Source organism: Pseudaeromonas sp. HNCC25DJ182 (assembly GCF_055413365.1).
This window is the reverse complement of record NZ_JBVAYG010000003.1, coordinates 169,937-191,681: the sequence shown is the minus strand read 5'-3', so window position 1 is coordinate 191,681 and position 21,745 is coordinate 169,937. Positions and strand designations below refer to the sequence as shown.

At 53.5% G+C, this 21,745-nt stretch carries 19 protein-coding genes and 3 tRNA genes; 12 read left to right on the top strand and 10 right to left on the bottom strand.

Annotation, left to right across the window (positions count from 1 at the left end; all coding sequences use genetic code 11):
• Positions 1 to 9: 9 nt before the first annotated feature.
• The 6 genes from pheS to thrS form a co-directional block, all read right to left on the bottom strand.
• On the bottom strand, positions 10 to 993 hold the full coding sequence (gene pheS, locus ACZYUB_RS04215; protein WP_463945817.1) for a phenylalanine--tRNA ligase subunit alpha: 984 nt from the start codon (positions 991 to 993) through the stop codon (positions 10 to 12).
• Positions 994 to 1,099: 106 nt separating this feature from the next.
• Positions 1,100 to 3,967: an EAL domain-containing protein gene (locus ACZYUB_RS04210; RefSeq protein WP_463945815.1), complete on the bottom strand. Its 2,868-nt coding sequence runs from the start codon at positions 3,965 to 3,967 to the stop codon at positions 1,100 to 1,102.
• A 107-nt stretch (positions 3,968 to 4,074) separates the two neighbouring features.
• Complete coding sequence (gene rplT / locus ACZYUB_RS04205) at positions 4,075 to 4,431, bottom strand: 50S ribosomal protein L20 (protein ID WP_460884644.1); 357 nt, start codon at positions 4,429 to 4,431, stop codon at positions 4,075 to 4,077.
• A gap of 14 nt (positions 4,432 to 4,445) precedes the next feature.
• Positions 4,446 to 4,640 carry a 50S ribosomal protein L35 gene (rpmI, locus tag ACZYUB_RS04200; RefSeq protein ID WP_460884643.1) on the bottom strand — a complete coding sequence of 65 codons (195 nt, stop codon included), beginning with the start codon at positions 4,638 to 4,640 and terminating at the stop codon, positions 4,446 to 4,448.
• A gap of 94 nt (positions 4,641 to 4,734) precedes the next feature.
• Positions 4,735 to 5,229, bottom strand: coding sequence for a translation initiation factor IF-3 (infC, locus tag ACZYUB_RS04195; protein WP_463945813.1), 495 nt, complete (start codon positions 5,227 to 5,229; stop codon positions 4,735 to 4,737).
• 48 nt (positions 5,230 to 5,277) lie between these two features.
• Positions 5,278 to 7,206 (bottom strand): threonine--tRNA ligase, encoded by a 1,929-nt coding sequence (gene thrS / locus ACZYUB_RS04190; RefSeq protein WP_463945811.1) that lies wholly within the window; start codon positions 7,204 to 7,206, stop codon positions 5,278 to 5,280.
• 241 nt (positions 7,207 to 7,447) lie between these two features.
• Between thrS and ACZYUB_RS04185 the strand changes: the two genes are divergently transcribed.
• From ACZYUB_RS04185 to ACZYUB_RS04135, 11 genes are all read left to right on the top strand, one after another.
• Positions 7,448 to 8,326 (top strand): fructosamine kinase family protein, encoded by an 879-nt coding sequence (locus ACZYUB_RS04185; protein ID WP_463945809.1) that lies wholly within the window; start codon positions 7,448 to 7,450, stop codon positions 8,324 to 8,326.
• Positions 8,327 to 8,434: 108 nt separating this feature from the next.
• Positions 8,435 to 8,638 (top strand): CPXCG motif-containing cysteine-rich protein, encoded by a 204-nt coding sequence (locus ACZYUB_RS04180; protein ID WP_460884639.1) that lies wholly within the window; start codon positions 8,435 to 8,437, stop codon positions 8,636 to 8,638.
• Positions 8,639 to 8,732: 94 nt separating this feature from the next.
• A complete protein-coding gene (locus tag ACZYUB_RS04175) occupies positions 8,733 to 8,939 on the top strand; it encodes a YaeP family protein (protein WP_460884638.1) in 207 nt (68 codons plus the stop codon).
• A gap of 94 nt (positions 8,940 to 9,033) precedes the next feature.
• Positions 9,034 to 10,380: an MATE family efflux transporter gene (locus tag ACZYUB_RS04170; RefSeq protein WP_463945808.1), complete on the top strand. Its 1,347-nt coding sequence runs from the start codon at positions 9,034 to 9,036 to the stop codon at positions 10,378 to 10,380.
• A 369-nt stretch (positions 10,381 to 10,749) separates the two neighbouring features.
• On the top strand, positions 10,750 to 12,153 hold the full coding sequence (locus tag ACZYUB_RS04165) for a putrescine aminotransferase (RefSeq protein ID WP_463945806.1): 1,404 nt from the start codon (positions 10,750 to 10,752) through the stop codon (positions 12,151 to 12,153).
• A gap of 224 nt (positions 12,154 to 12,377) precedes the next feature.
• Positions 12,378 to 12,454, top strand: a tRNA-Val gene (locus ACZYUB_RS04160).
• A 29-nt stretch (positions 12,455 to 12,483) separates the two neighbouring features.
• Positions 12,484 to 12,560, top strand: a tRNA-Val gene (locus ACZYUB_RS04155).
• Positions 12,561 to 12,594: 34 nt separating this feature from the next.
• Positions 12,595 to 12,671, top strand: a tRNA-Val gene (locus ACZYUB_RS04150).
• A gap of 210 nt (positions 12,672 to 12,881) precedes the next feature.
• Entirely contained in the window at positions 12,882 to 13,583 is a 702-nt protein-coding gene (locus ACZYUB_RS04145; RefSeq protein ID WP_463945805.1) for a pirin family protein, read from the top strand.
• 30 nt (positions 13,584 to 13,613) lie between these two features.
• Complete coding sequence (locus ACZYUB_RS04140) at positions 13,614 to 14,036, top strand: DoxX family protein (protein ID WP_463945803.1); 423 nt, start codon at positions 13,614 to 13,616, stop codon at positions 14,034 to 14,036.
• A 45-nt stretch (positions 14,037 to 14,081) separates the two neighbouring features.
• Positions 14,082 to 15,056, top strand: a complete 975-nt coding sequence (locus ACZYUB_RS04135; protein WP_463945801.1) for a LysR family transcriptional regulator — start codon at positions 14,082 to 14,084, stop codon at positions 15,054 to 15,056.
• A gap of 331 nt (positions 15,057 to 15,387) precedes the next feature.
• Here ACZYUB_RS04135 and ACZYUB_RS04130 read toward each other — a convergent pair whose 3' ends face one another.
• Positions 15,388 to 15,792 carry an H-NS family histone-like protein gene (locus tag ACZYUB_RS04130; RefSeq protein ID WP_463945799.1) on the bottom strand — a complete coding sequence of 135 codons (405 nt, stop codon included), beginning with the start codon at positions 15,790 to 15,792 and terminating at the stop codon, positions 15,388 to 15,390.
• 553 nt (positions 15,793 to 16,345) lie between these two features.
• On the bottom strand, positions 16,346 to 17,329 hold the full coding sequence (locus tag ACZYUB_RS04125; protein WP_463945797.1) for a helix-turn-helix domain-containing protein: 984 nt from the start codon (positions 17,327 to 17,329) through the stop codon (positions 16,346 to 16,348).
• A 313-nt stretch (positions 17,330 to 17,642) separates the two neighbouring features.
• Here ACZYUB_RS04125 and ACZYUB_RS04120 point away from each other — a divergent pair, with 313 nt between their 5' ends.
• Positions 17,643 to 19,694, top strand: a complete 2,052-nt coding sequence (locus ACZYUB_RS04120; protein ID WP_463945795.1) for a glycoside hydrolase family 3 protein — start codon at positions 17,643 to 17,645, stop codon at positions 19,692 to 19,694.
• A 114-nt stretch (positions 19,695 to 19,808) separates the two neighbouring features.
• Here ACZYUB_RS04120 and fumC read toward each other — a convergent pair whose 3' ends face one another.
• Positions 19,809 to 21,200, bottom strand: coding sequence for a class II fumarate hydratase (gene fumC, locus ACZYUB_RS04115; protein WP_463945794.1), 1,392 nt, complete (start codon positions 21,198 to 21,200; stop codon positions 19,809 to 19,811).
• The gene (locus ACZYUB_RS04110; RefSeq protein ID WP_463945792.1) at positions 21,197 to 21,439 is read right to left on the bottom strand and encodes a DUF2789 family protein; all 243 of its coding nucleotides are present in this window, start codon (positions 21,437 to 21,439) and stop codon (positions 21,197 to 21,199) included. The genes fumC and ACZYUB_RS04110 overlap by 4 nt, the downstream gene beginning before the upstream one ends.
• Positions 21,440 to 21,745 lie beyond the last annotated feature (306 nt).

Genomic DNA, 21,745 nt, shown 5'->3' with positions numbered 1-21,745 from the left:
CCCCTGTTCTTACTTGAACTGCTTGAGGAAGCGCAGGTCATTCTCGAAGAATGAACGCAGATCGTTGACGCCGTAGCGCAGCATGGTCAGTCGTTCGACCCCCATACCGAAGGCAAAGCCGGAGTATTTTTCCGGATCGATGCCGACGGAGCGCAACACGCTCGGGTGCACCATGCCGCAACCCAGAACTTCTAACCAGCGGCCGTTCTTACCCATCACATCGACTTCGGCGCTAGGTTCGGTGAACGGGAAGTAAGAGGGACGGAAACGGATCGTCAAATCTTCTTCAAAGAAGTTCTGCAGGAAGTCATGCAGGATACCTTTGAGCTCGGTAAAACTGGCCTTTTCATCCACCAACAAACCTTCTACTTGGTGGAACATGGGGGTGTGGGTCATGTCGTAATCATTACGATACACCCGACCCGGCGCTATGATGCGAATGGGCGGCTGTTGCTGCTCCATGGTGCGGATCTGCACCCCGGAGGTGTGAGTGCGCAGCATCAGACTCGGATTGAAGAAAAAAGTGTCATGGTCCGTACGCGCCGGGTGGTGCGCCGGAATATTCAGGGCATCGAAATTATGGAAGTCATCTTCGATTTCCGGCCCGGTCGCTACGGCAAACCCCAGCTCGCCGAACAGACGTTCGATGCGCTCTATGGTCCGGGTTACCGGATGCAGGCCCCCATTTTCCAGACGACGGCCCGGCAGAGTCACATCAATAGTCTCAGCCGCCAGTTTTTGGTTCAACTCGGCGCTCTGGAATGCTTCACGCTTGGCATTCAGTGCGCTTTGCACCTGTTCTTTAGCTTGGTTGATCAGCGCACCGGCTGCCGGACGCTCGGCCGCCGAGAGGCCGCCCAAAGTCTTCATCTGTTCGGTGAAGAAACCCTTTTTGCCCAGATACTGCACGCGCAGCTCATCCAGAGCGGCTGCATCCTTGACACTCTCTATCTCTGCCTGTGCCTTGGCAATCACTTCATCTAGCTGTTGCATGTCTTCCTCGTTTCCCACACCCCGAGGTGGGGCGGCAAATAAAATAGGGAGAAAAACGCATGGTAGTCAAAACGACTGTCACTGACCAGCATTCTCCCTTTACGGTTTATTCTTCAATAGGTTCCGAGAGCAGGCTCGGTTCGTGGATCGCGTATCCCTGCAGATAATCGACCCCCATGGCCACCAGTTTTTCACGGATGGCGGCATTCTCGACAAACTCGGCAACCGTCTTGACGCCTACGGCGCGGGCCAGCTCGGCCATCGAATTCACAATGGCTCTGTCGGTTTCACTGGTGTCCAGATGGCGCACAAACTGGCCATCGATCTTCAGCAGGTCAATCGGCAGCTCTTTGAGATGACCATAGGAGGAGAAACCGCTACCGAAATCATCCAGCGCGAATGCACACCCCAGGCTCTTGAAGGTTTCGATAAACGCCTTGGTCGCATCAATATTGGCGATTGCCTGAGATTCAGTGATTTCGAAGCACAAACGCTCATAGGGGAAATCAGCGGCTTCGAGCAAACGCCGTATCTTGCGATGCATCTTGGGCGTCCCCACCGATTCACCGGACAGATTCACCGAGACCATCGACAAACGGGCCAACTCACCAGGATTGGCGGCATACCATTTCAGCAGGTTATCCAATACCCAGAGGTCAATCTGCGGCATCAGTCCAAACCGCTCTGCGGCACCGATAAACTGGGCCGGCCGGATCAGCTCACCGTTTTCAGCCCGCAAGCGCAGCAGGATTTCATACTTCAAACCTGGTGCCGCCCCCTGACTAGGGACTATCAGTTGGCGAGCCAGCTCGAAGCGACGCTCTTCCAGCGCCTGATGGATGCGCGCTACCCAGGCAACCTCTTCCTGATACAAGCGCATTTCCGGACTGAGATCTGAATAAACATGGATCCGGTTTCGTCCTTGCCGTTTGGCGGTGGAACAAGCCGCATCGGCCAGTGCCATCAGGGCGGAAGCGTCATTACAACCCGATTGGATGGGCACCACGCCGAGACTGGCGGTAACCGAATAGATCTTGCCATTCCAGACAAACTTCAGCTCCTGGATCGCCTTGCGCCAACGCTCGACGTACTGAATGACCTCATCGATATAGCTGTTTTCCATCACCACGGCGAATTCATCCCCACTCAGTCGCGTGAGCAGGAAATTATCCTTTTTCAGGTTGGAAATATGGTTGGCAATCTGGCGTAAAAATTCATCGCCAGCCAAGTGCCCGCCCCCTTCATTGATCACCTTGAAGTGATCAATGTCGATAAAGCAAAGGTAATCGGTACCCGGCGTGATGTGTCGCCGTTTGAATAGGGACTCCAACGCTTGGATGAGGTAACGGCGATTATGCAGCCCGGTGGCTTCATCATGGTTAGCCAGATATTCCAGACGCGCCTGGTATTGTTTGCTTTCTGTAATATCGACCAGAATGCCTTCCAATAGCATGGCACGATTCTTGCCGTTGCGGCGGGAGATGCGTAGCGAGAGCCTGGCCCAGAAGGTTGTTCCGTCCTTGTGTCGCATCTCCACATCACTGCGCACCCCTTCCTTGGCCGAGCTAAACAGCTTGGCCAACAGATCATCCCGATCCTTGCCATTGACATACAACGCATGGGTGGTACGGCCGACCGTGGTGGCCATGGTCTGGATATCGTCGTAACCAAACATGCGACAAAAAGCAGGATTTGCCGCCAACAACTGTCCTTCCAACGTCGAGGTAAAGAGCCCCTCATTGGCACTGTGGTACAGCTCGAAATAACGCTTCAACCCTTCCGAAGCTTGGCGTTTGGCCCGCATCCGTCCTTTCTTTTCCAGATAGGTCCGATAGGCCAACGAAAAACAGAGCAAAAAAGCGGCCATGGACGAAAATAGCGACAGCAGGTATTCACTGATCCATTCTTCGCGGAGCCAAGTGTACCGGGTGGCAAACAGACTCAGACAGCCGAGCATGAAACCAAACCAGGAGTAGCAATACAGGCGCTGCAGCCAAGTCCCTCGCCTGAGGAAATAAATACAGAAACTAGCTGCCAACAGGGTCACCAGCAGGTAACTGCCGAACGTGATATACACGCTCCAGACTAACGGCAACAACCAGACCACCAGCATCACGGCGGCCACCACCATCAGGATCAGACGGCAGGTACGGCGCAGGCGAGGTGGCAACCAGATCCGGAACATATCCAGCGACGAGAGGATAAGCCCCATCAGCAGCATATTACCGGTGGTCAGCAATAAGCGCAGCTCATCCAGCCAATCAGGGATCACTTCATAGAGGGTGGCATAACCTTTGAGGATCCAGGTGGTCGCCACCAGACTCAAGGCAAAGAGTGCGTAATAAATAAAACGACGTTCGCGAATAAAGGCGTACATCAGCAGAGCATATAGCCCCACGAGAATGAAGGCACCGCTCACCAACCCCATCTGTAACTTGCCGATAGCCTGTTGGTTGGCATAAAAGCGGATATCTTGCAGAGTCACCGGAAACTGCATGAAAGAATCGGACTGGGCATGCATATAAATGGCATACCCCTCACCCACATCCAGTGTCAGTGGTAACGTGAACGCTTTGGACGGATAGGGTTTTGCTGTGACGCCGCGATCAACGCCGGTATTCCAAACCCGCTGCAACCGACCATTCTTTACTAAATAGATATCGAGGATATCCAACATAGAATGCTGAATATCCATCATCAAATATTGCAACTCGCCCGAGCGATTATGAACCGCGACTCGGAACCAATAGGAGCGATTATCCAGACCAAATGCCGGATAATCCGCCGCCGTCACTTGCCAACCTTGTAGTTGGGCAACTTCCCAGGGCCAGCGCAGTTGAGGAGCCGCCTGCAGATATTCCACCCGCTGACTGATATCACTGTTGGTGTGACGATCCTTGATCTCGATGACGTGGATAGCCCAGGCCTGACCTATCGAAAGCAGGAAAAAAACGAATGCGGTAATGACTCTCACGGTAACCAGAATGCGTTGATGAATAACGGATGTTGTTAAATATCAGAGCTCAGCGTGATACACAATAAAAAAGGGAGGCTAATGCCTCCCCGTTTTAGCGTTTCCGCTTAGGCCAGTGCTGCCTTGGCTTTTTCAACCAGTGCAGTGAAAGTACCCTTATCGTGAACAGCGATATCCGCCAGGATCTTACGATCGATCTCGATAGAGGCCTTCTTCAGACCGTTGATGAAGCGGCTATAAGACAGACCGTTCTGACGTGAAGCGGCGTTGATACGCGCGATCCACAGCTGACGGAACTGACGCTTCTTCTGACGACGGTCACGATAAGCATATTGGCCAGCCTTGGTTACCGCTTGTACCGCTACGCGGTAGACACGGGAACGGGCACCGTAGTAGCCCTTGGCTGCTTTCATTACTTTCTTGTGACGAGCACGAGCAGTCACACCACGTTTAACTCTTGGCATTTGTCAATCCTTCCTTACGCGTATGGCAGCATGTTAACAACACGCAAGGTATCACTCTTGTGAACCATGCTCATTGCACGCAAGTGACGCTTACGCTTGGTGCTCTTTTTGGTCAGGATGTGACGCTTGTTGGCTTGCTTACGCTTAAAACCGTTGGCGGTTTTCTTGAAGCGCTTCCAAGCTCCCTTATTGTTTTTCAACTTTGGCATAAAAACTCCGCATTGTATTTGCCAATTATATAATCAGGCGAATAAAAACCCGCGGACATAAAGCCCGCTGGGTTCTATTACTTGATGAGCCTAATTACTTCTTTTTCGGCGCCAGCATCATGACGGCTTGGCGACCTTCCACACGAGGGAAGGACTCCACAACGGCCAACTCTTCCAGATCGTTTTTAACACGTTCCAAAACGTTCATACCGAGGTCTTGATGCGCCATTTCACGACCGCGGAAGCGGAGCGTGACCTTGGCCTTGTCGCCATCTTCCAGAAAGCGAATCAGGTTGCGCAGTTTTACCTGATAGTCGCCTTCATCAGTTCCAGGACGGAATTTAATTTCCTTAATCTGGACCTGTTTTTGCTTCTTCTTCTGTTCTTTCTGAGACTTGCTCTTCTCATACAGGAACTTACCGAAGTCCATAATCCGGCACACTGGTGGCTCAGCATTTGGACTGATCTCGACCAGATCCACGCCCGCCTTTATGGCACGATCCAAAGCCTCTTCGATTGGCACAACACCGATGGGTTCACCATCTAGGTCAACGAGACGTACTTCTTTGCAACGGATCTCACCATTCATGCGGGTGCGGGGCGGTTGCTTGCCCGTTTTTTTAGCGCCGTTTATAGCTTATTCCTCCACTGTCTTTTGACCGCGAGACGCAATCTCTTGTTGCAAGGCGGCGATCAACGCATCTACCTTGAACTTTCCTAGATCGGTCCCTTTACGAGTACGCACTGCAATTTCGCCTGCTTCGACCTCTTTGTCGCCACAGACAAGCATAAATGGCACCCGCTTCAAGGTGTGCTCGCGGATTTTAAAGCCAATCTTCTCATTTCTCAAGTCCGCTTTCGCTCGGATACCGGCTTGAGAGAGAAGTTTGACCACCTGTTTGGCGTAATCAGCCTGATTATCGGTGATATTCATCACCACAGCCTGTACGGGAGAAAGCCATGTCGGGAAGAAACCTGCAAACTCCTCAGTCAGAATACCGATGAAGCGTTCCAGCGAGCCCAAAATGGCGCGGTGGATCATAACAGGAACATGGCGGTCATTGTCTTCGCCCACATAGGTGGCGCCCAGACGACCCGGCAGGGCAAAGTCGAGCTGGATGGTACCACATTGCCAAGCGCGGTCGAGACAATCATGTAAGGTAAATTCAATTTTCGGACCGTAGAAGGCTCCTTCACCCGGTTGCAACTGATATTCCAGGCCATTGGCCTGCAATGCAGCTTCCAAACCGTGCTCAGCTTTATCCCACATCTCATCACTACCAATCCGTTTTTCGGGACGAGTCGAGAGCTTGACGGCGATATTCTGGAAGCCGAAGGTGCTGTAGGTGTCATAGACCATCTTGATACAGCCACTCACTTCCGACTGGATCTGATCCTCGGCGCAGAAAATATGGGCATCATCCTGGGTAAAGCCACGAACCCGCATCAGACCATGCAAGGATCCAGACGGTTCATTACGGTGGCAACTACCAAATTCAGCCATCCGCAAGGGCAAATCACGGTATGACTTGAGCCCCTGATTGAAGATTTGGACATGACCAGGACAGTTCATCGGTTTGATCGCGTATTCACGATTTTCCGAGCTGGTGGTGAACATAGCATCCGCGTATTTATCCCAGTGTCCGGAACGCTCCCACAGTACCCGATCCATCATGAACGGACCTTTCACTTCCTGATAGTCGTATTCAGTCAACTTTTCACGAATGAAGGTTTCTAATTCACGGAAGATGGTCCAGCCATCGTGGTGCCAGAACACCATGCCCGGAGCCTCTTCCTGCATATGATAGAGGTCCAGTTGCTTGCCAATTTTGCGGTGATCGCGTTTGGCAGCCTCTTCCAGACGTTGCAGATAAGCACCCAGTTGCTTTTTATCCGCCCAAGCAGTGCCATAAATACGCTGCAACATCTTGTTCTTCGAATCCCCGCGCCAGTAAGCTCCGGAGATTTTTTGCAATTTGAAGTGGTGACAAAAGCGCATATTGGGAACATGCGGGCCACGACACATATCGATATATTCTTCGTGATGATAGAGGCCTGGCTTGTCATCCTTGGCAATATTCTCATCCAGAATGGCAACCTTGTAACTCTCCCCGCGGCTGGCGAAAACGTCACGAGCTTCCTGCCAACTCACCGTTTTCTTGATCACGGCGTAATCTTTTTGCGCCAGCTCCAACATACGCGCTTCCAGCACTTGCAGATCGTCTTCGGTCAAAGCCCGATCCAAGTCCACATCGTAATAGAAGCCGTTGTCGATCACCGGACCGATCGCCATCCGCGTTTCCGGCCACAGCTGCTTGATGGCATGGCCTAGCAAATGTGCGCAGGAGTGGCGCAAGATTTCGAGACCCTCTTCGTCCTTGGTGGTGATGATTGACAGCGCGGCGTCTTGTTCAATCAATTCACAGGCATCGACCAGTTCACCGTTGATACGACCGGCAATGCAGGCTTTGGCCAGACCAGGACCGATAGAGGCAGCAACATCCATGACGGTGACCGCTTGATCAAAGTGACGTTGGCTACCATCAGGGAGAGTAATAACAGGCATGATTCATTCCTTGTACAGTGGTGACACCTACCAAGTGCCACTTGTTTACGTATTGAATTCTTTATCAAGAGAATTTACCGACAATGTCCGCTACTTTCGGACATATGAAGCGCGAGTCTAATGAAAACCTGAATCTCAGGCAATCAGTTCGGCGCCTGACACCTGGAATCGCTCCCCGTTGAACCCCAGCACTCCTGCTCATGCCATCTATACTTGGGATATCCGTGTTGGATACTGGGGTATGACTATGTGGCATGGGATAGCAGCGCAACTCTCTGCGGCACTCGGACATCGCTACAACATCCTCGAGCACGAGGCCTTGAGTATTACTCCGGAGGAGCGTCACTTCCGCATCAGCGATGGCCAACAACCGCTCTTCATTAAACTGGCTCCTCGCAATCAGCTGGAGCGCATGACGGTGGGGCTACGCAACCTGTCAGCCTTGCGGCTGTATGACAAGGTCTATTTCCCCTCGCCTGTTTGTTGCGGTGCCGCCGGCGACCAGAGCTTTATGGCCCAGGAATACCTTGTCTTGTCGTCAGCAGATGCGTCACCTCATTGGTTTTCTCTCGGGGCGGCTCTGGCTCGATTGCATCGTAGCGACGAACAAGCCATGTACGGTTGGGACGAAGATACCTACTTGAGCACCACACTGCAGCCTAATCGCTGGCACAAGCAATGGTCGTCATTTTTCGCCGAACAACGGATTGGCTGGCAGCTGCAACTGTTACGAGAGCGCAACAAACTGGATCCGGAAATTGATATCGAAGGCGTCATAGACACGGTGCGCCGCCTGCTGATCCATCACAGTCCCAAGCCCAGTCCGTTACACGGTGATTTATGGCGAGGCAACTGCGGCTTTACCCAACAACACCCGGTGCTGTTTTCACCTGCTTGCTATTTTGGCGATCGAGAAACAGATATTGCCCTGACGGAGCTGTTTACCCGATTCCCGGATGGATTCTATGACGGTTACCAAAGTATCTGGCCACTGGATCCGGGCTATGAGCAGCGCCGCCAACTCTACAATCTATACCATCAGTTGAACCAGTTTCTGGTCTCGGGAGAAGGCTATCGGCGTAGCGCAGAAACAGCACTGATGCAGTTGCTGGCGACCTGATGTGGAGGATCAAGATGAAAATGCTATCAGCATCTCATCTTGGCATCGGGTAATCGATCACGATGACAAGGAGCGTTTCGTTGTTCCGGCCAAGGGCCTGGAGGTTATATGCGCGATTACACCACTAAAACTATCGTCTGCCCCCATTGCGGACACCATACCACAGTCGAACTTGATGCCAGTCAGGGCGATCAGGAGTTTTACGAGGATTGCCTGGCTTGCTGTAACCCCATCCATCTGCGCTTGCACCGCGATGAACAGCACGACCGTTTGCAATTATATGTGGATGCCGATGACGAGCAGATCTTCTAACGCGCTATCGCATTCAGACTGACTCAAGCGAGGACGTGGCTGCACCACAGGCAAATGGGGTATGATGACACCCCATTTTTCGTTGAGGTGTACCATGAAATATTTGGCCTGTTGTGACAAGGTCCGTGAAGCTTATAGCCAAATCGGGGGTGGCGATCTCGGGTATATTGATAAAGCGATCACCGCAGCTATTCGCGCACTAGACGAGATTGCGGCGGATGACTCATTGCCCGAACAGACGCGCAACAAAGCCGCATATGCTGCCGCCAATCTGTTGATGAGCGACTATAACGACGATTGAAGGCAACAAATCCATATTCTTGCTCCTGTTTCTTAGCTTGGTTCGCGTCATAGGGTTATCCAGATGACGCTTTTTGTGTTCCGAGAGGTTTTTTGTGCAACGTTTTTTCAGTGAGAGTCGTCATCTGCTGCGACTCGCCTCTCCCATTCTGGTGGCGCAAGTCGCACAAACGGCCATGACGCTGGTGGATACCATCATGGCCGGCCAAGTCAGTGCAACTGACTTGGCCGCCGTTTCTGTCGCCAGTAGCTTCTGGCTGCCGATCATCCTGTTCGTACAGGGCATCATCATGGCGCTGACGCCGATCGTGGCCCAGCTCAATGGAGCGCAGCGACAAAAGGATATTCCCGCCGCCGTGTTTCAGGGCTGTTGGGTTGGTGCTCTGGCCATTATTCCAACCATGCTGCTGCTCTATTTCAGTCCGCTACTATTACATTTCATGGATGTAGAGCCCGCACTCGCCACAAAAACTACTGGCTTCCTGCACGCGATTTTGTGGGGTATCCCCGCCTATGTGTTTTATCAGTTACTGCGTAATTACACAGAAGGGCTTTCCCACACGGTGCCAACCATGTTTATCGGCTTTATCGGCTTGATGGTCAATATTCCGGCGAACTACATCTTTATCCACGGCAAATTCGGCATGCCAGCACTGGGCGGTGTCGGCTGCGGCGTGGCTTCGGCACTGGTTTTCTGGGCCATGGCGATCGCCATGTTCTGTTATGTGCGATATGCCCACACCTACCGTCAATGCCGATTGTTTACCCATTGGGTTCAGCCGGATTGGCAACAAATCTACCGGATAGTCAAACTCGGTTTTCCGATTGCTCTGGCTCTGTTCTGTGAAGTGACACTGTTCACCATAGTCGCATTACTATTGTCACCTCTGGGCTCCGAGATTGTTGCCAGCCATCAGGTAGCATTGAATTTTTCTTCCCTGATCTTCATGCTGCCTCTCTCCCTCGGCTTTGCCGTGACCATTCGCGTCGGCCACTCCATTGGCGAGAAAGATCCCAATCAAGCCCGCATTGCTACCCTGACTGGTTTGGGTGTCGGTCTCATGCTGGCCTTGTTTACCGCCCTGTTCACCGTACTGGGCCGGGAGTGGATTGCCAGCCAATACAGTCAGGATCTTACGGTGATTGCTTTGGCCTCACAGCTCATGATCTTTGCCGCCATCTATCAAATCTCGGATACCATTCAGGTGGTCTCGTCCGGCGCACTGCGTGGTTATAAGGATACCAAGGTGATCTTCTTCATCACTATGGTGGCCTACTGGGGTTTAGGGCTACCCACCGGGGTGATTTTGGGGTTAACCGACTGGATTTGCCCCAAAATGGGGCCAATGGGGTTCTGGATCGGCTTCATCGTGGGCCTAACTAGTGCAGCCCTGCTTTTAGGGATTCGATTGAGGGTTATTTTCCGTCGTTTTGCTGTCTAACATTGCATATCCACACCTTAAAAAAGGGAATAAATAGTTTTATTCCCTTTTTACTTTGCATATTCATCCAACCACGGCCAGGTAATACAGATCCCATATTTAATGCCAGATAAGTGTCAAATTCACAGAATAAATAATATGGCGGATATCATTTATCCATTGAAAGAGTCGGTAGTCGCAAAATGCCCTAGCCGCAAGCCACAATGTGAAGATGGTCAAATTATCGCCTATTGGTGACCAGGTTCTGCATAATCAGTCAAAGCACCCTTGTGGTGCATTTTTCTTTTAAATCAGCCACTTGCAACATTTTTTGCCACGTTCTACAGTAATCATAGGCAAATAATCGGGCCAAGCCCCAGGAAGGCATGTATGCATAAGGGAACAGCATCAACTTTGGCGTTATCACGTCAGGCGCTGGACATCATCAGCAAGAAGCAACTCACTCATGAAGAAGCCGGTTGGCTCAACGACCAAACCATCTCGGGCTTCCGCAACCACATCAACCCCGGCTTTCTCGAATACCGTAAATCCGTCACCGCAGGTGGCCAGTTCGCTGCTATCGAGTGGCGAGCATCGGGTCCCAACACTCTTGTCGATACAGCAGGTCGCGAATATATCGATTGCCTGGGCGGTTTCGGTATCTTCAACGTGGGTCATCGCCATCCCAAGGTCGTCGCCGCCGTCGAGCAGCAACTGGCCAAACAACCGCTCCACAGTCAGGAACTCCTTGATCCGCTACGTGCCCTGCTCGCCAAGATGCTGGCCGGTATAGCACCGGGCGATCTGCAGTATTGCTTCTTCGGCAACAGTGGCACCGAGTCGGTCGAAGCGGCGATCAAACTGGCCAAGGCCTATCAATCACCCCATGGCAAGACCGCCTTCGTCGCCACCAATGGTGGATTCCACGGCAAGAGCCTAGGCGCCTTGTCTGCAACATCCAAAGCGGTATTCCGCAAGCCTTTTGCCCCCCTGGTACCTGGCTTCCGGCATGTCCCTTTCGGAGATCTGGAGGCCATGCGCGACACCCTGTACGCATGCCAGAATGCGGGGGATGGTGTTGCGGCTGTGATTGTCGAACCTATCCAGGGTGAAGGGGGTGTCATCATCCCACCGGCTGATTATCTGCCCGGATTGCGCAAACTCTGTGATGAAGTCGGAGCCTTGCTGATCATTGATGAAGTACAAACCGGCATGGGCCGGACCGGCAAAATGTTTGCCTGCGAGCACAGCGGTGTGGTACCGGACATCCTCTGTCTGGCCAAAGCCCTCGGCGGTGGCGTCATGCCGATCTCGGCCACCCTGGCCAGCGAAAAGGTGTTCTCCGTACTGTTTGATAACCCCTTCTTGCATACCACCACCTTTGGCGGTAATCCGATGGCCTGCGCGGCCGGTATCGCCACCATCAATGTACTGTTGGAAGAATCCCTGCCAGAGCAGGCAGAACGCGTCGGTAGCTACCTGTTGCAAGGTTTGCAGGAGCTGGCCGAAGACTTTACCGACCTCATCGTGGCGGTACGTGGTCAGGGGATGCTGCAAGCCATCGAGTTTGCTCACAATCAGCTAGGCTACAGCTTCGCCAAAGCCATGTTTGATGCCGGTGTCCTAGTGGCAGGAACCCTGATCAATGCCAAAACCGTCCGTATCGAGCCGCCGTTAACCTTTACCGAGGCATTAGCCGACAAGGTCCTGATCATTGCCGAGCAGGTTTTACTCCAGTTACGCGAAAAAAAAGCGGCCGCCCCGAGCAACGTCGGTGAAAAGGTCACCAGCTGACGATGGGCCTCCGCTCTGTCCATGCTCATCAAGCCCCGGTCACGGGGCTTTTTCTTGCTGATTTGCGGCAAAATAATCACCAATGTATCGCCAAAGCCCCGGCAATTGATTAGGAAAAAAGCAAACGCACTCACAGACTTGCAAAACTTGGCTCCGGTACTTGCCAGCATCCTCGTTCACCGTTAATATGCGGCCCACTCAAGCGGCATTGCCCTTGAATGTGTGCGTCCTTAGCTCAGCTGGTTAGAGCACCACCTTGACATGGTGGGGGTCGGTGGTTCGAGTCCACTAGGACGCACCATAATTGATGATTAGATTTTCGAATACGATGCGTCCTTAGCTCAGCTGGTTAGAGCACCACCTTGACATGGTGGGGGTCGGTGGTTCGAGTCCACTAGGACGCACCATTCGAAAACAGTACATCAATAGCAACAACAAATTGCGTCCTTAGCTCAGCTGGTTAGAGCACCACCTTGACATGGTGGGGGTCGGTGGTTCGAGTCCACTAGGACGCACCAAATTCACAAAAATCCCGCTCTCGAGCGGGATTTTTGCTTTCTGCTTTCTGGAAATCGCTGACTGACGGACGTCAGTTGGAAGCTAGTTTCGTACATGATGACTAACCCCATCAATCATTCAAAATATTTGAATATGGTCATCAAACCCCTTTTATCTCAAGCCTATGGTTCAGGGCTAAGATGAGCTCATCCATTACAGGGGGGCACAACATGCTGCAACTTCGAAAATCTAGCGAGCGCGGATATGCCGATCATGGCTGGCTCAAGAGCTATCACTCCTTCTCTTTTGCTGGCTACTACGATCCTGCACACAGCGGCTGGGGCAATCTACTGGTGATCAATGAAGATCAGATAGCATCCGGCACCGGCTTCGGTCAGCACGGCCATCGCAACATGGAAATCATCAGTTACGTATTGAGTGGTGAGCTCGCCCATCAAGACAGCATGGGCAATATCAAAGCGATCCCTCCGGGCGATGTGCAACGCATGAGCGCAGGCAGTGGGGTCACCCATAGCGAGTTTAACCATGCTGCCGGACAGACCACGCATTTCCTGCAGATCTGGATTGAACCGAACCAGATCGGCATCCCTCCGAGCTATGAGCAACAGAGTATCCCGGCAGCGGACAAGCGCGGGGCATTGCGCCTGGTTGCCTCACCGGACGGTGCGCACGACTCGGTCATGATCCATGCCGATGCAGCCCTCTACGCCGGACTCTTTGATGGCGATGAACAAGCCACGCTGACTCTCAACCCGCAGCGCAAAGCGTATGTTCACCTGGTCCGGGGAGCTCTGGAAGTAAATGGTGTACCTATTACCGCGGGTGATGCCATCAAACTCGAGGCTGAAACCCAGATTGTTTTAACTCATGGCGTTGACGCCGAAGTACTGGTCTTTGATTTGACCGCCTAATTGTTTAACTGACCCACTAAGGATATGCCCATGTTCAATACTCAACTGAATGCTCTGCAACATCCCCTGACACTGATTGGCCGCTGGTTACTGGCGTTGTTGTTCCTGCCGGCTGGCATCAGCAAATTAACGGGCTTTGCTGGCACCGTCGGTTACATTGCCTCGGCCGGATTGCCATTCCCGACTCTGGGCGCTCTAGTCGCGATTGTGGTGGAAATCGGCGCCAGCCTGGCGTTGATCGTCGGATTCCAGACTCGAATTGCCGCCCTGATCCTGGCGCTGTTTACTCTGGTGGCATCGTTCTTCTTTCATCCCTACTGGGCGGTGCCTGCCGATCAACAGTTTGTCACCCAGTTGCTGTTCTTCAAGAACATTGCCGTGGTCGGTGGTCTATTGACCCTAACCGCCTGGGGCGCCGGGGCCTGGAGTCTGGATGCCCGTCGCAAGGGGTAAGCGGCTCGGAAGGTGGCAGCTTGTCGAGCTGCCACGTTTGCGTGCATGATGGACTCCCCAAAGATGCTGGATGCTCTGATGCCAACCCCTCGCGATGTTCTTACTCCCGGCGCTCTCGCCATGCTGCAACTGATCGCCGATTACGGCAGTTTCGCCGCCGCCGCACGAGCCAACAACATGGTACCCAGCGCCCTCACCTATCGCGTCCGGCAAATAGAAGATGCTCTGGATGTATTGCTCTTCGACCGCAGCAGCCGACAGGCCAAGCTCACCGCCGCTGGTGCTGAATTGTTGCGCGAAGGCACCCGAGTGCTCAACGAGATTGATGCCATTGCCAACCGGGTCAAACGGGTGGCAACCGGCTGGGAACCGCAGTTCACCATCGCCGTCGACAGTATTATTGACCGCTCAGCGGTGATGGAACTCTGTGATGCTTTTTTACATCTGAACCCACCGACCCGGCTGAAACTGCGTGCAGAAACGCTATCTGGGACCCTGGAAGCCCTGACCTCCGGACAAGCGGATCTGGCTCTTGGCGTCGTGATGGATGACAACACCAAACCCGGGCTGCTGCGCGAACCCTTGGGTACCTTCAATTTTGTGTTTGCGGTTGCCCCACACCATCCTCTGGCCCGGGTGCCCGAGCCATTGGCTGATCCCGTGATCCGTCAGCACAGGGCGGTCGCCATTGCCGATTCGGTGCGAAAAGGCACGACGTTGAGCATCGGCCTACTGGCCGGTCAGGATGTTTTCACCGTTGCCGACATGCCAAGCAAACTGGACGCCCAGATCCGTGGACTCGGGGTCGGCTTTTTGCCCAGTCACCTGGCACAACCCTATATCGATACCGGGCGGCTGGTCGCTAAAACCGTCGAGCGAGCCGAACAGCAGATCCTGTCCAGCTACGCCTGGCGCAAAGGCAGCAAAAGCGATCAGGGACGAGCATTACAATGGTGGCTCGCGCAATTGCAGGCACCGGCAACGCGCAGGGCCTTATTGGGAGAGCGCCGCCTGCGCTAAATGGCCGTAGGTGATTTCTCACCTGAAATAGAGATGAGTCAACTGACATGCTGGCTCTGAGGCTGACACAAACAAAAAGCTCTGTCCCAGTGATGGGTTGTTCGGATCAAAACCCGGCATCAAGCAGGTATTCAGGAGTCAGGAGTCAGGGCGAACGCAGACACGCCGTGAATACATCCGTGTAGGCTCGACGGCGGCGTCCCTGCCGCCAACGGTCTGCTTTTCGTCCAGACTCAATCCCTCTTGATTCACAACACATAACTGGTACATAGCCAAACAAAAAGGCCCTGAACCAGAGGTTCAGGGCCTTTTCTCTTCAGGCGATCCGCGATTACTTGATCAGGAAGTCTTCCAGGGTTTTGCCTTGTTCTTCGATTGCACGGCGGATCACCACCGGCTGACGGCCTTGGCCGGTCCAAGTGCGTTGTTCACCGTTGTCATCCTGGTAGCTGTATTTCGCCGGACGTGGGGCACGCTTGCTGGTGGTTTGAGTCTCAACAGGACCAGACACCAGTTCGGAGATATCGATGCCGTCCGCTTGCATCAGCGCCATATATTCGCTGATTTTACGAGCACGCTCTTCACGTTGCTTCTGCTCACCTTCTTTTTGCGCACGCAATTCATCAACCACGGTCGTCAGTTTGGATAAACCTTCTTCCAGTTGTTCCAGAGTCAAATCACGAGCAGCCGCTTTCAAACTGCGAATATTCAACAACACTTTGATAAATTCAGACATAACAAAACCTTATTATTAAATGGTCACTTTCGGACTAAACTTTCGGACTAAATAAGAATACCACAGCATACTGATGCTCATTCGAGGTTCATTCTAATTGTAAGCACCGGGTTATTCTAGTCATGAGTTAATGATCTAACCTATTTTTACATCACAAATTGCCAAATCTTCTGAATCATCACTCAGCAAATAATATTAAAGAGCCATCCGAACCTTACGCTATCCCCTGATGAATTAACAACAACGCACAGCCAAACGTGACATGAAAGCGAATAGCCGCAATCTGCGCCAATACCGGTCACTATTTGCGCCAGCATATTGCTCCATGGGGTGTTCTATTTGCGTCGAAAAAACAAGCCCCCTCGCCACCATAACAAAGTTAAGACGCCAAGAAAGACGAAGCATAACGAGGATCATTACTTGACCAAGCCCAAAATTAATGTGCAAGCAGGGAATATTATTTTAAGAACTCAACACCCATGATGAACGGGCCCTGCAAACACGCTGGAATCAATGACGATTGCCATCCGAAATCTTGGCGGGCTGGAAAACATCATGATGTTGTTCGCCACTGCTGCCGGTAATGCAGCGGCGTGCAGTTGAACTGCTCCTTGAAGAAGCGAGTAAAACTGCTCTGGTTGACAAAACCGAGCTGCTGGCTGATCTCCAGCATGGAATGTTGGCTATCTCGCAGCAAGCGACACGCCTCCTCACAACGAATGTTGTTGTACAAGGCCGAGAACGGTTGCCCTTCTTGCTGTAAGCGTCGCATCAAGGTCCAACGCGTCATATTTAACCGCGCACAGATCCAGCTCTGGACTGATTCAGATTCCAACGCCACATCATCGGATTGCCACAAACGCTGTAATAATAAATGCCGAACCTCGGAGACCAGATTGGTAACCGGGTGCAAATTGAATAAACAGCTCTCGGCATTGGCCAACTGATAGGATTGCAATGAACGGTTAAAACCGGAGTATGGAACGTCCAGCCAGCGCCCATCGAGCAATAAACTATTTTCTGTACCCTGCCGGATCGGGCAGGCAAAAATATCCTTCAGCCGCCGTAATTCAGCGGGAGTCAAGCGTTGCTCAAACATCAATCCCAGATTGATATTTTGTACCACCACATAATGACGAACCAAGGCATGGATGGAGAGAAAGTTATACATGCTACTCACGGCCGACAATCGAGCGTGCTGACTCTCGGATTGATAGCGCAGTAACAGACCGTGGGGATGAGCCTGCATCGACATGGCATCACACTCACCAATCAAGGGCCGATAGAGCAAATATAAACGCAAGGCCTCACGCAGAGTCGGTGCGTTACTGCAGACGCAGGCCAACGGCAGAAAATCTTCAAAGAGGTGTTGTAATCCCGGCTCTTCCGGCAATTGAATATCCGGCTGATGCTTCATCATCAACTGCAGAAACCGGAAATGGCGGCTGGCATCAATACGCCCCATTGGATTCAATAACTCATAACGGTGGATCCCGCTGGTGCGAAATAGTTGTTCATCATCCAGATGATCAAGCACGCCGCTTCGCAGGCAATTGATCGCGATTTTAGAGGAGACCGTTTTAATCACAATGAAGACCCAATTTAATGCTGCACCCCGGGGGCGCGATGATTGCCGGTTTTGCGCACTAACAATGTGATCTCGGCGCCCTTGATTGTTACATTTATGTAACCAGATGTAAGTTTGCAACCGCTTTCACAAGTTTTATACGTTGCCACATCCAGCTAAAAAATCGTCCATTTTGGTAAAAACAAACTCGACTCGCTTTCCTATAGTGCCGTCTCTGGAATTTCCAGTACCCATAACAATATTCAGATAGACGGAGCTCATCATGCGAACCACCACACGGATCTTTACTCTCACCACCCTGACCGCCGCCCTACTCAGCGGTTGTGGCAGTTCTGACTCGGAACCCGCCACGAGTTATACCCAACCGACATTGGGATACCGGAGTGCAACCCTGCTGACCGCCGACGGCTACAGCTTTAAAGACCTGAACAAAGACAGTCAATTAAACCCTTATGAAGATTGGCGGTTAGACAGTACGACCCGGGCTGAAGACCTGCTAGCCCGCATGACGCTGGCGCAAAAAGCTGGCTTGATGATGCATGGTACGCTGACGTTGACCAGTGCCGGCCGGGTTAATTTCGATGCCATGTCATCGGTACTCAACAGCAATTACGTCAATACCTTTATCACCCGGATGTCCGGTGATCCGGCCACCATTGCCGCCGATAACAATACCTTGCAACAAACCGTTGAAGCGATCGGCCTCGGCATCCCGGTGACTATCAGCACCGACCCGCGCAACCATTTCACCAATGATCCAAATGCGACCAGCGTCAGTGCCGGTGCTTTCTCCCAATGGCCGGAGCTGCTGGGTTTTGCCGCCATCAAGGATGCCGAACTGGTGCGGGAATTTGGGGATATCGCACGTCAGGAGTATCGGGCGGTGGGGATCCAAGAAGCCCTGTCACCGCAAGCCGACTTGGCGACCGAGCCGCGTTGGGGACGGATTAGCGGGACCTTTGGTGAGAGTAACACCGTGGCCAAGGATCTGGTCGGTGCCTATATTGAAGGGTTCCAGAAGGGCACAAGTGGCCTGAACGACAAGAGTGTCATTACCGTGGTCAAACACTTTGCCGGTGGCGGCCCGCAACTCAATGGCCTGGATCCGCACAATTCCTATGGCAAAGACCAAGTCTATCCGGGCGACAACTTTGCCTATCACCTGGTGCCGTTCGAGGGAGCCTTCAGCGCCAATGTGGCGGCCGTGATGCCCTACTATGGTAAACCGGTCGGTCTGAATTACGATGACAAGGCGATTGAGGAAGTCGGCTTTGGCTTCAACAAGCAGATCCTGACCGATCTGCTGCGCGGTCACTTTGCCTTCCGCGGCGTGGTATTGAGTGACTGGGGGATCGTCAATGACTGCGTCGATAAATGCGTATCTGGTCTCAGCGATGAAGAAGTGGCCGCCGGAGTTAGCCCCTGGAGTATGTCGTTTGGTATGTCCTGGGGTGTAGAAAGCATGACGGTCGCCGAGCGCTATGCCAAAGCCATTGATGCTGGGGTCGATCAGTTTGGCGGCGTCGATGAACCCGCCTATCTGTTAACAGCAGTCGAGAGTGGTCTGGTTACCGAGGCGCAAATCGATGCATCCGTACTGCGGATCCTCAAGCAGAAGTTTGATCTGGGCCTGTTTGAAAATCCCTATGTGGACGAAGCGGCTGCCGTCGAGCTGGTCGGTAACAGTGACTTCCAGGCCAAAGGGCACGCGGCACAGAGTGCGGCCCATGTCCTGCTGAAGAACAATGCCAATATACTGCCGCTGAGCGCCGAAACCATCGCCAGTAGCTATAAGAAGGTCTACCTGTACAACGTCAATGCGACTGTGGCTGCGCAATATGGCTTTACGGTTGTCACAGATCCGGCGGAGGCTGACCTGGCGATCCTGCGCATCAGCACGCCGTATGAAACCGATCCGCACTTCCCGTTTGGTACCGTACACTTCGGCCAGCTTGGATTCGCGGACAGCAGCAGCCTGATCCAGGATACCGATCATGCCGGTGTCTATACCGGTAGTGCCGACTATTCTGCCATCAAGGCCGCCAAAGCCGCCGGCATCCCGGTCGTCGCCTCGATTTACCTCGACCGTCCGGCCATCCTGACCGACGTGATTGGCGATATCGATGCCCTGCTGGCTAACTTCGGCGCTCTGGATACCGCCTTCTTCGATGTCCTGACCGGTGCCGCCGCGCCCAAGGGCAAACTGCCGTTCGAGTTACCGTCCAGCTGGAGTGCGGTACTGGCTCAAGATGAAGACGTGGCTCACGACTCGGCCAATCCGCTGTACGAATATGGCTTCGGGTTGAGTTATTAAGCACAGCTAGCTTGAACCTGTAGAGCTAACCCCTTGCCCCCGGCGATAGGACCGTACCAACGGACCGCTCCCCGGGGGCTTCTTATATCCGAACGGACCTGCGCACCCAACGGACTAGTGCGGGGCCAGCATCTGCTGGGGCTGAACCCACCGGTTAAACTCCTGCGCCGACAAACAACCACTACGGATCACCTCCTCCCGCAACGTGGTGCCGTTGACCAGTGCCGCCTGCGCCAAGGCGGCTGCCTGTTCGTAGCCCAGACGCGGCGCCAGGGCCGTGACCAGCATCAAGGAGCGCTCCAGTAATTCCGCCATCCGTGCACGATCCGGTTGCAAGCCCGCAATGCAATACTCGGCAAAACTGGCCATGGCATCACTCAACAGCTGCAGGCTCTGCAGCAGGTTGTAGATCATCAGCGGCTTGAACACGTTCAACTGCAACTGCCCCTGGGCGGCTGCCATGTTGATGCTGGTGTGATTGCCCATCACCTGGGCGCAGACCATGGTCAGCACCTCACATTGGGTCGGGTTCACTTTGCCCGGCATGATGGAGGAGCCGGGCTCATTGGCCGGTAACCGTAATTCTCCCAGTCCCGAGCGCGGCCCGGATCCCAGTAAGCGAATGTCGTTGGCCATCTTGTTCAGACTGACGGCCAGTGTCGATAACATCGCCGAGAGCTCGACCAGCGGCTCATGCCCGGCCAGGGCGGCGAATTTATTCTCAGCAGAGGTAAATGGCAGCCCGGTCAGGGTGGCAATCCGGGTAGCAAATTGTTCGGCGAAGCCAATGGCGGTATTCAGGCCGGTTCCGACGGCGGTCCCGCCCTGCGCCAGTGGATAAAGCCGCGGCAGTGTCGCCTCCAGCCGCGCTAGCCCCCACCCCAGCTGGGTTACATAAGCGGAAAACTCCTGCCCCAACGTCAGGGGGGTCGCATCCTGCAAGTGAGTACGCCCCAGCTTGATGATGTCCTGCCATGCCATGACCTGCTGCTGCACCGCGAACTGCAACCGTAACAAGGCCGGAAACAACTGCTGATGCAGTTGCTCGACCGCGGCAATATGCATAGCGGTTGGGAACAGATCATTGGTCGATTGCCCCAGATTGCAGTGATCATTGGGATGAACCGCTCCAGGAGTGCCCGCGTGTTCACCGAGTTGCCGGTTGGCCACATAGGCCAGCACCTCATTGGCATTCATGTTGGTTTGGGTTCCGGAGCCGCTTTGCCAGATGGTCAGCGGGAAATGGGGATCCAGCTCGCCCGCTATCATCTGGATCGCGGCTGCAACGATTGCCTCCCCTCGTCGTAGATCCAGCCGTTGCAACTGCATATTGGTTTCGGCGGCCGCCCGCTTGGCCAGCCCCAGGGCGCGGATAAAACTGCGCGGGAAGCGCTCCTGACCGATGTGGAAATGCAGGAGCGCACGCTGGGTCTGCGCGCCCCAGAAGGCATCGTTCGCCACACCGATCACTCCCATGGAATCCCGCTCCAGTCGTTCGCCCGTCATGGCCTGGGCTCCCGCAGCAGTAAGTCCAGCTCATCCACTACCTCGGCCCAGTCAGCATCATCATCCAGAGCCTGAGCTAATAGCTGGGCTTGGGCGCTGCTCCAGCAAGGGGCGTCCACCAGCAGTACGTGGGCGGGTAATGGCGCCTGACGGGCCACGAACGCGGCAATCGCCTCGGGGGTATCCGCCAACCCCAGTTGGCGAAACAACGCCGGCAAACTATGTAACTGACTTTCCATGGTGCTCTCCCTCTACGGACTCAGATCGTGGGGCCAGGATCCCCTGCGGACAATCCCGCCACGGAGCACACGAGATAACGGTGCAAGGATGTAACCCACTCCTAGTCAGTATGGCAGGACAGATCCATGTCGTAGCCCACCGCTATTAGAAGACGGAAGGATATATAGGCCTGCAAGGCCCGCCACTTCAGGTTTCTTTACTGCGAGAACAGGCCGGGTAGGATCAGATCAAGACAGGAGCAGTGGGTGTAGGACCAAGCTCCTGGCTTGGCAAAAGCACAGAAGTTCAGCCAGATGATTCCATCG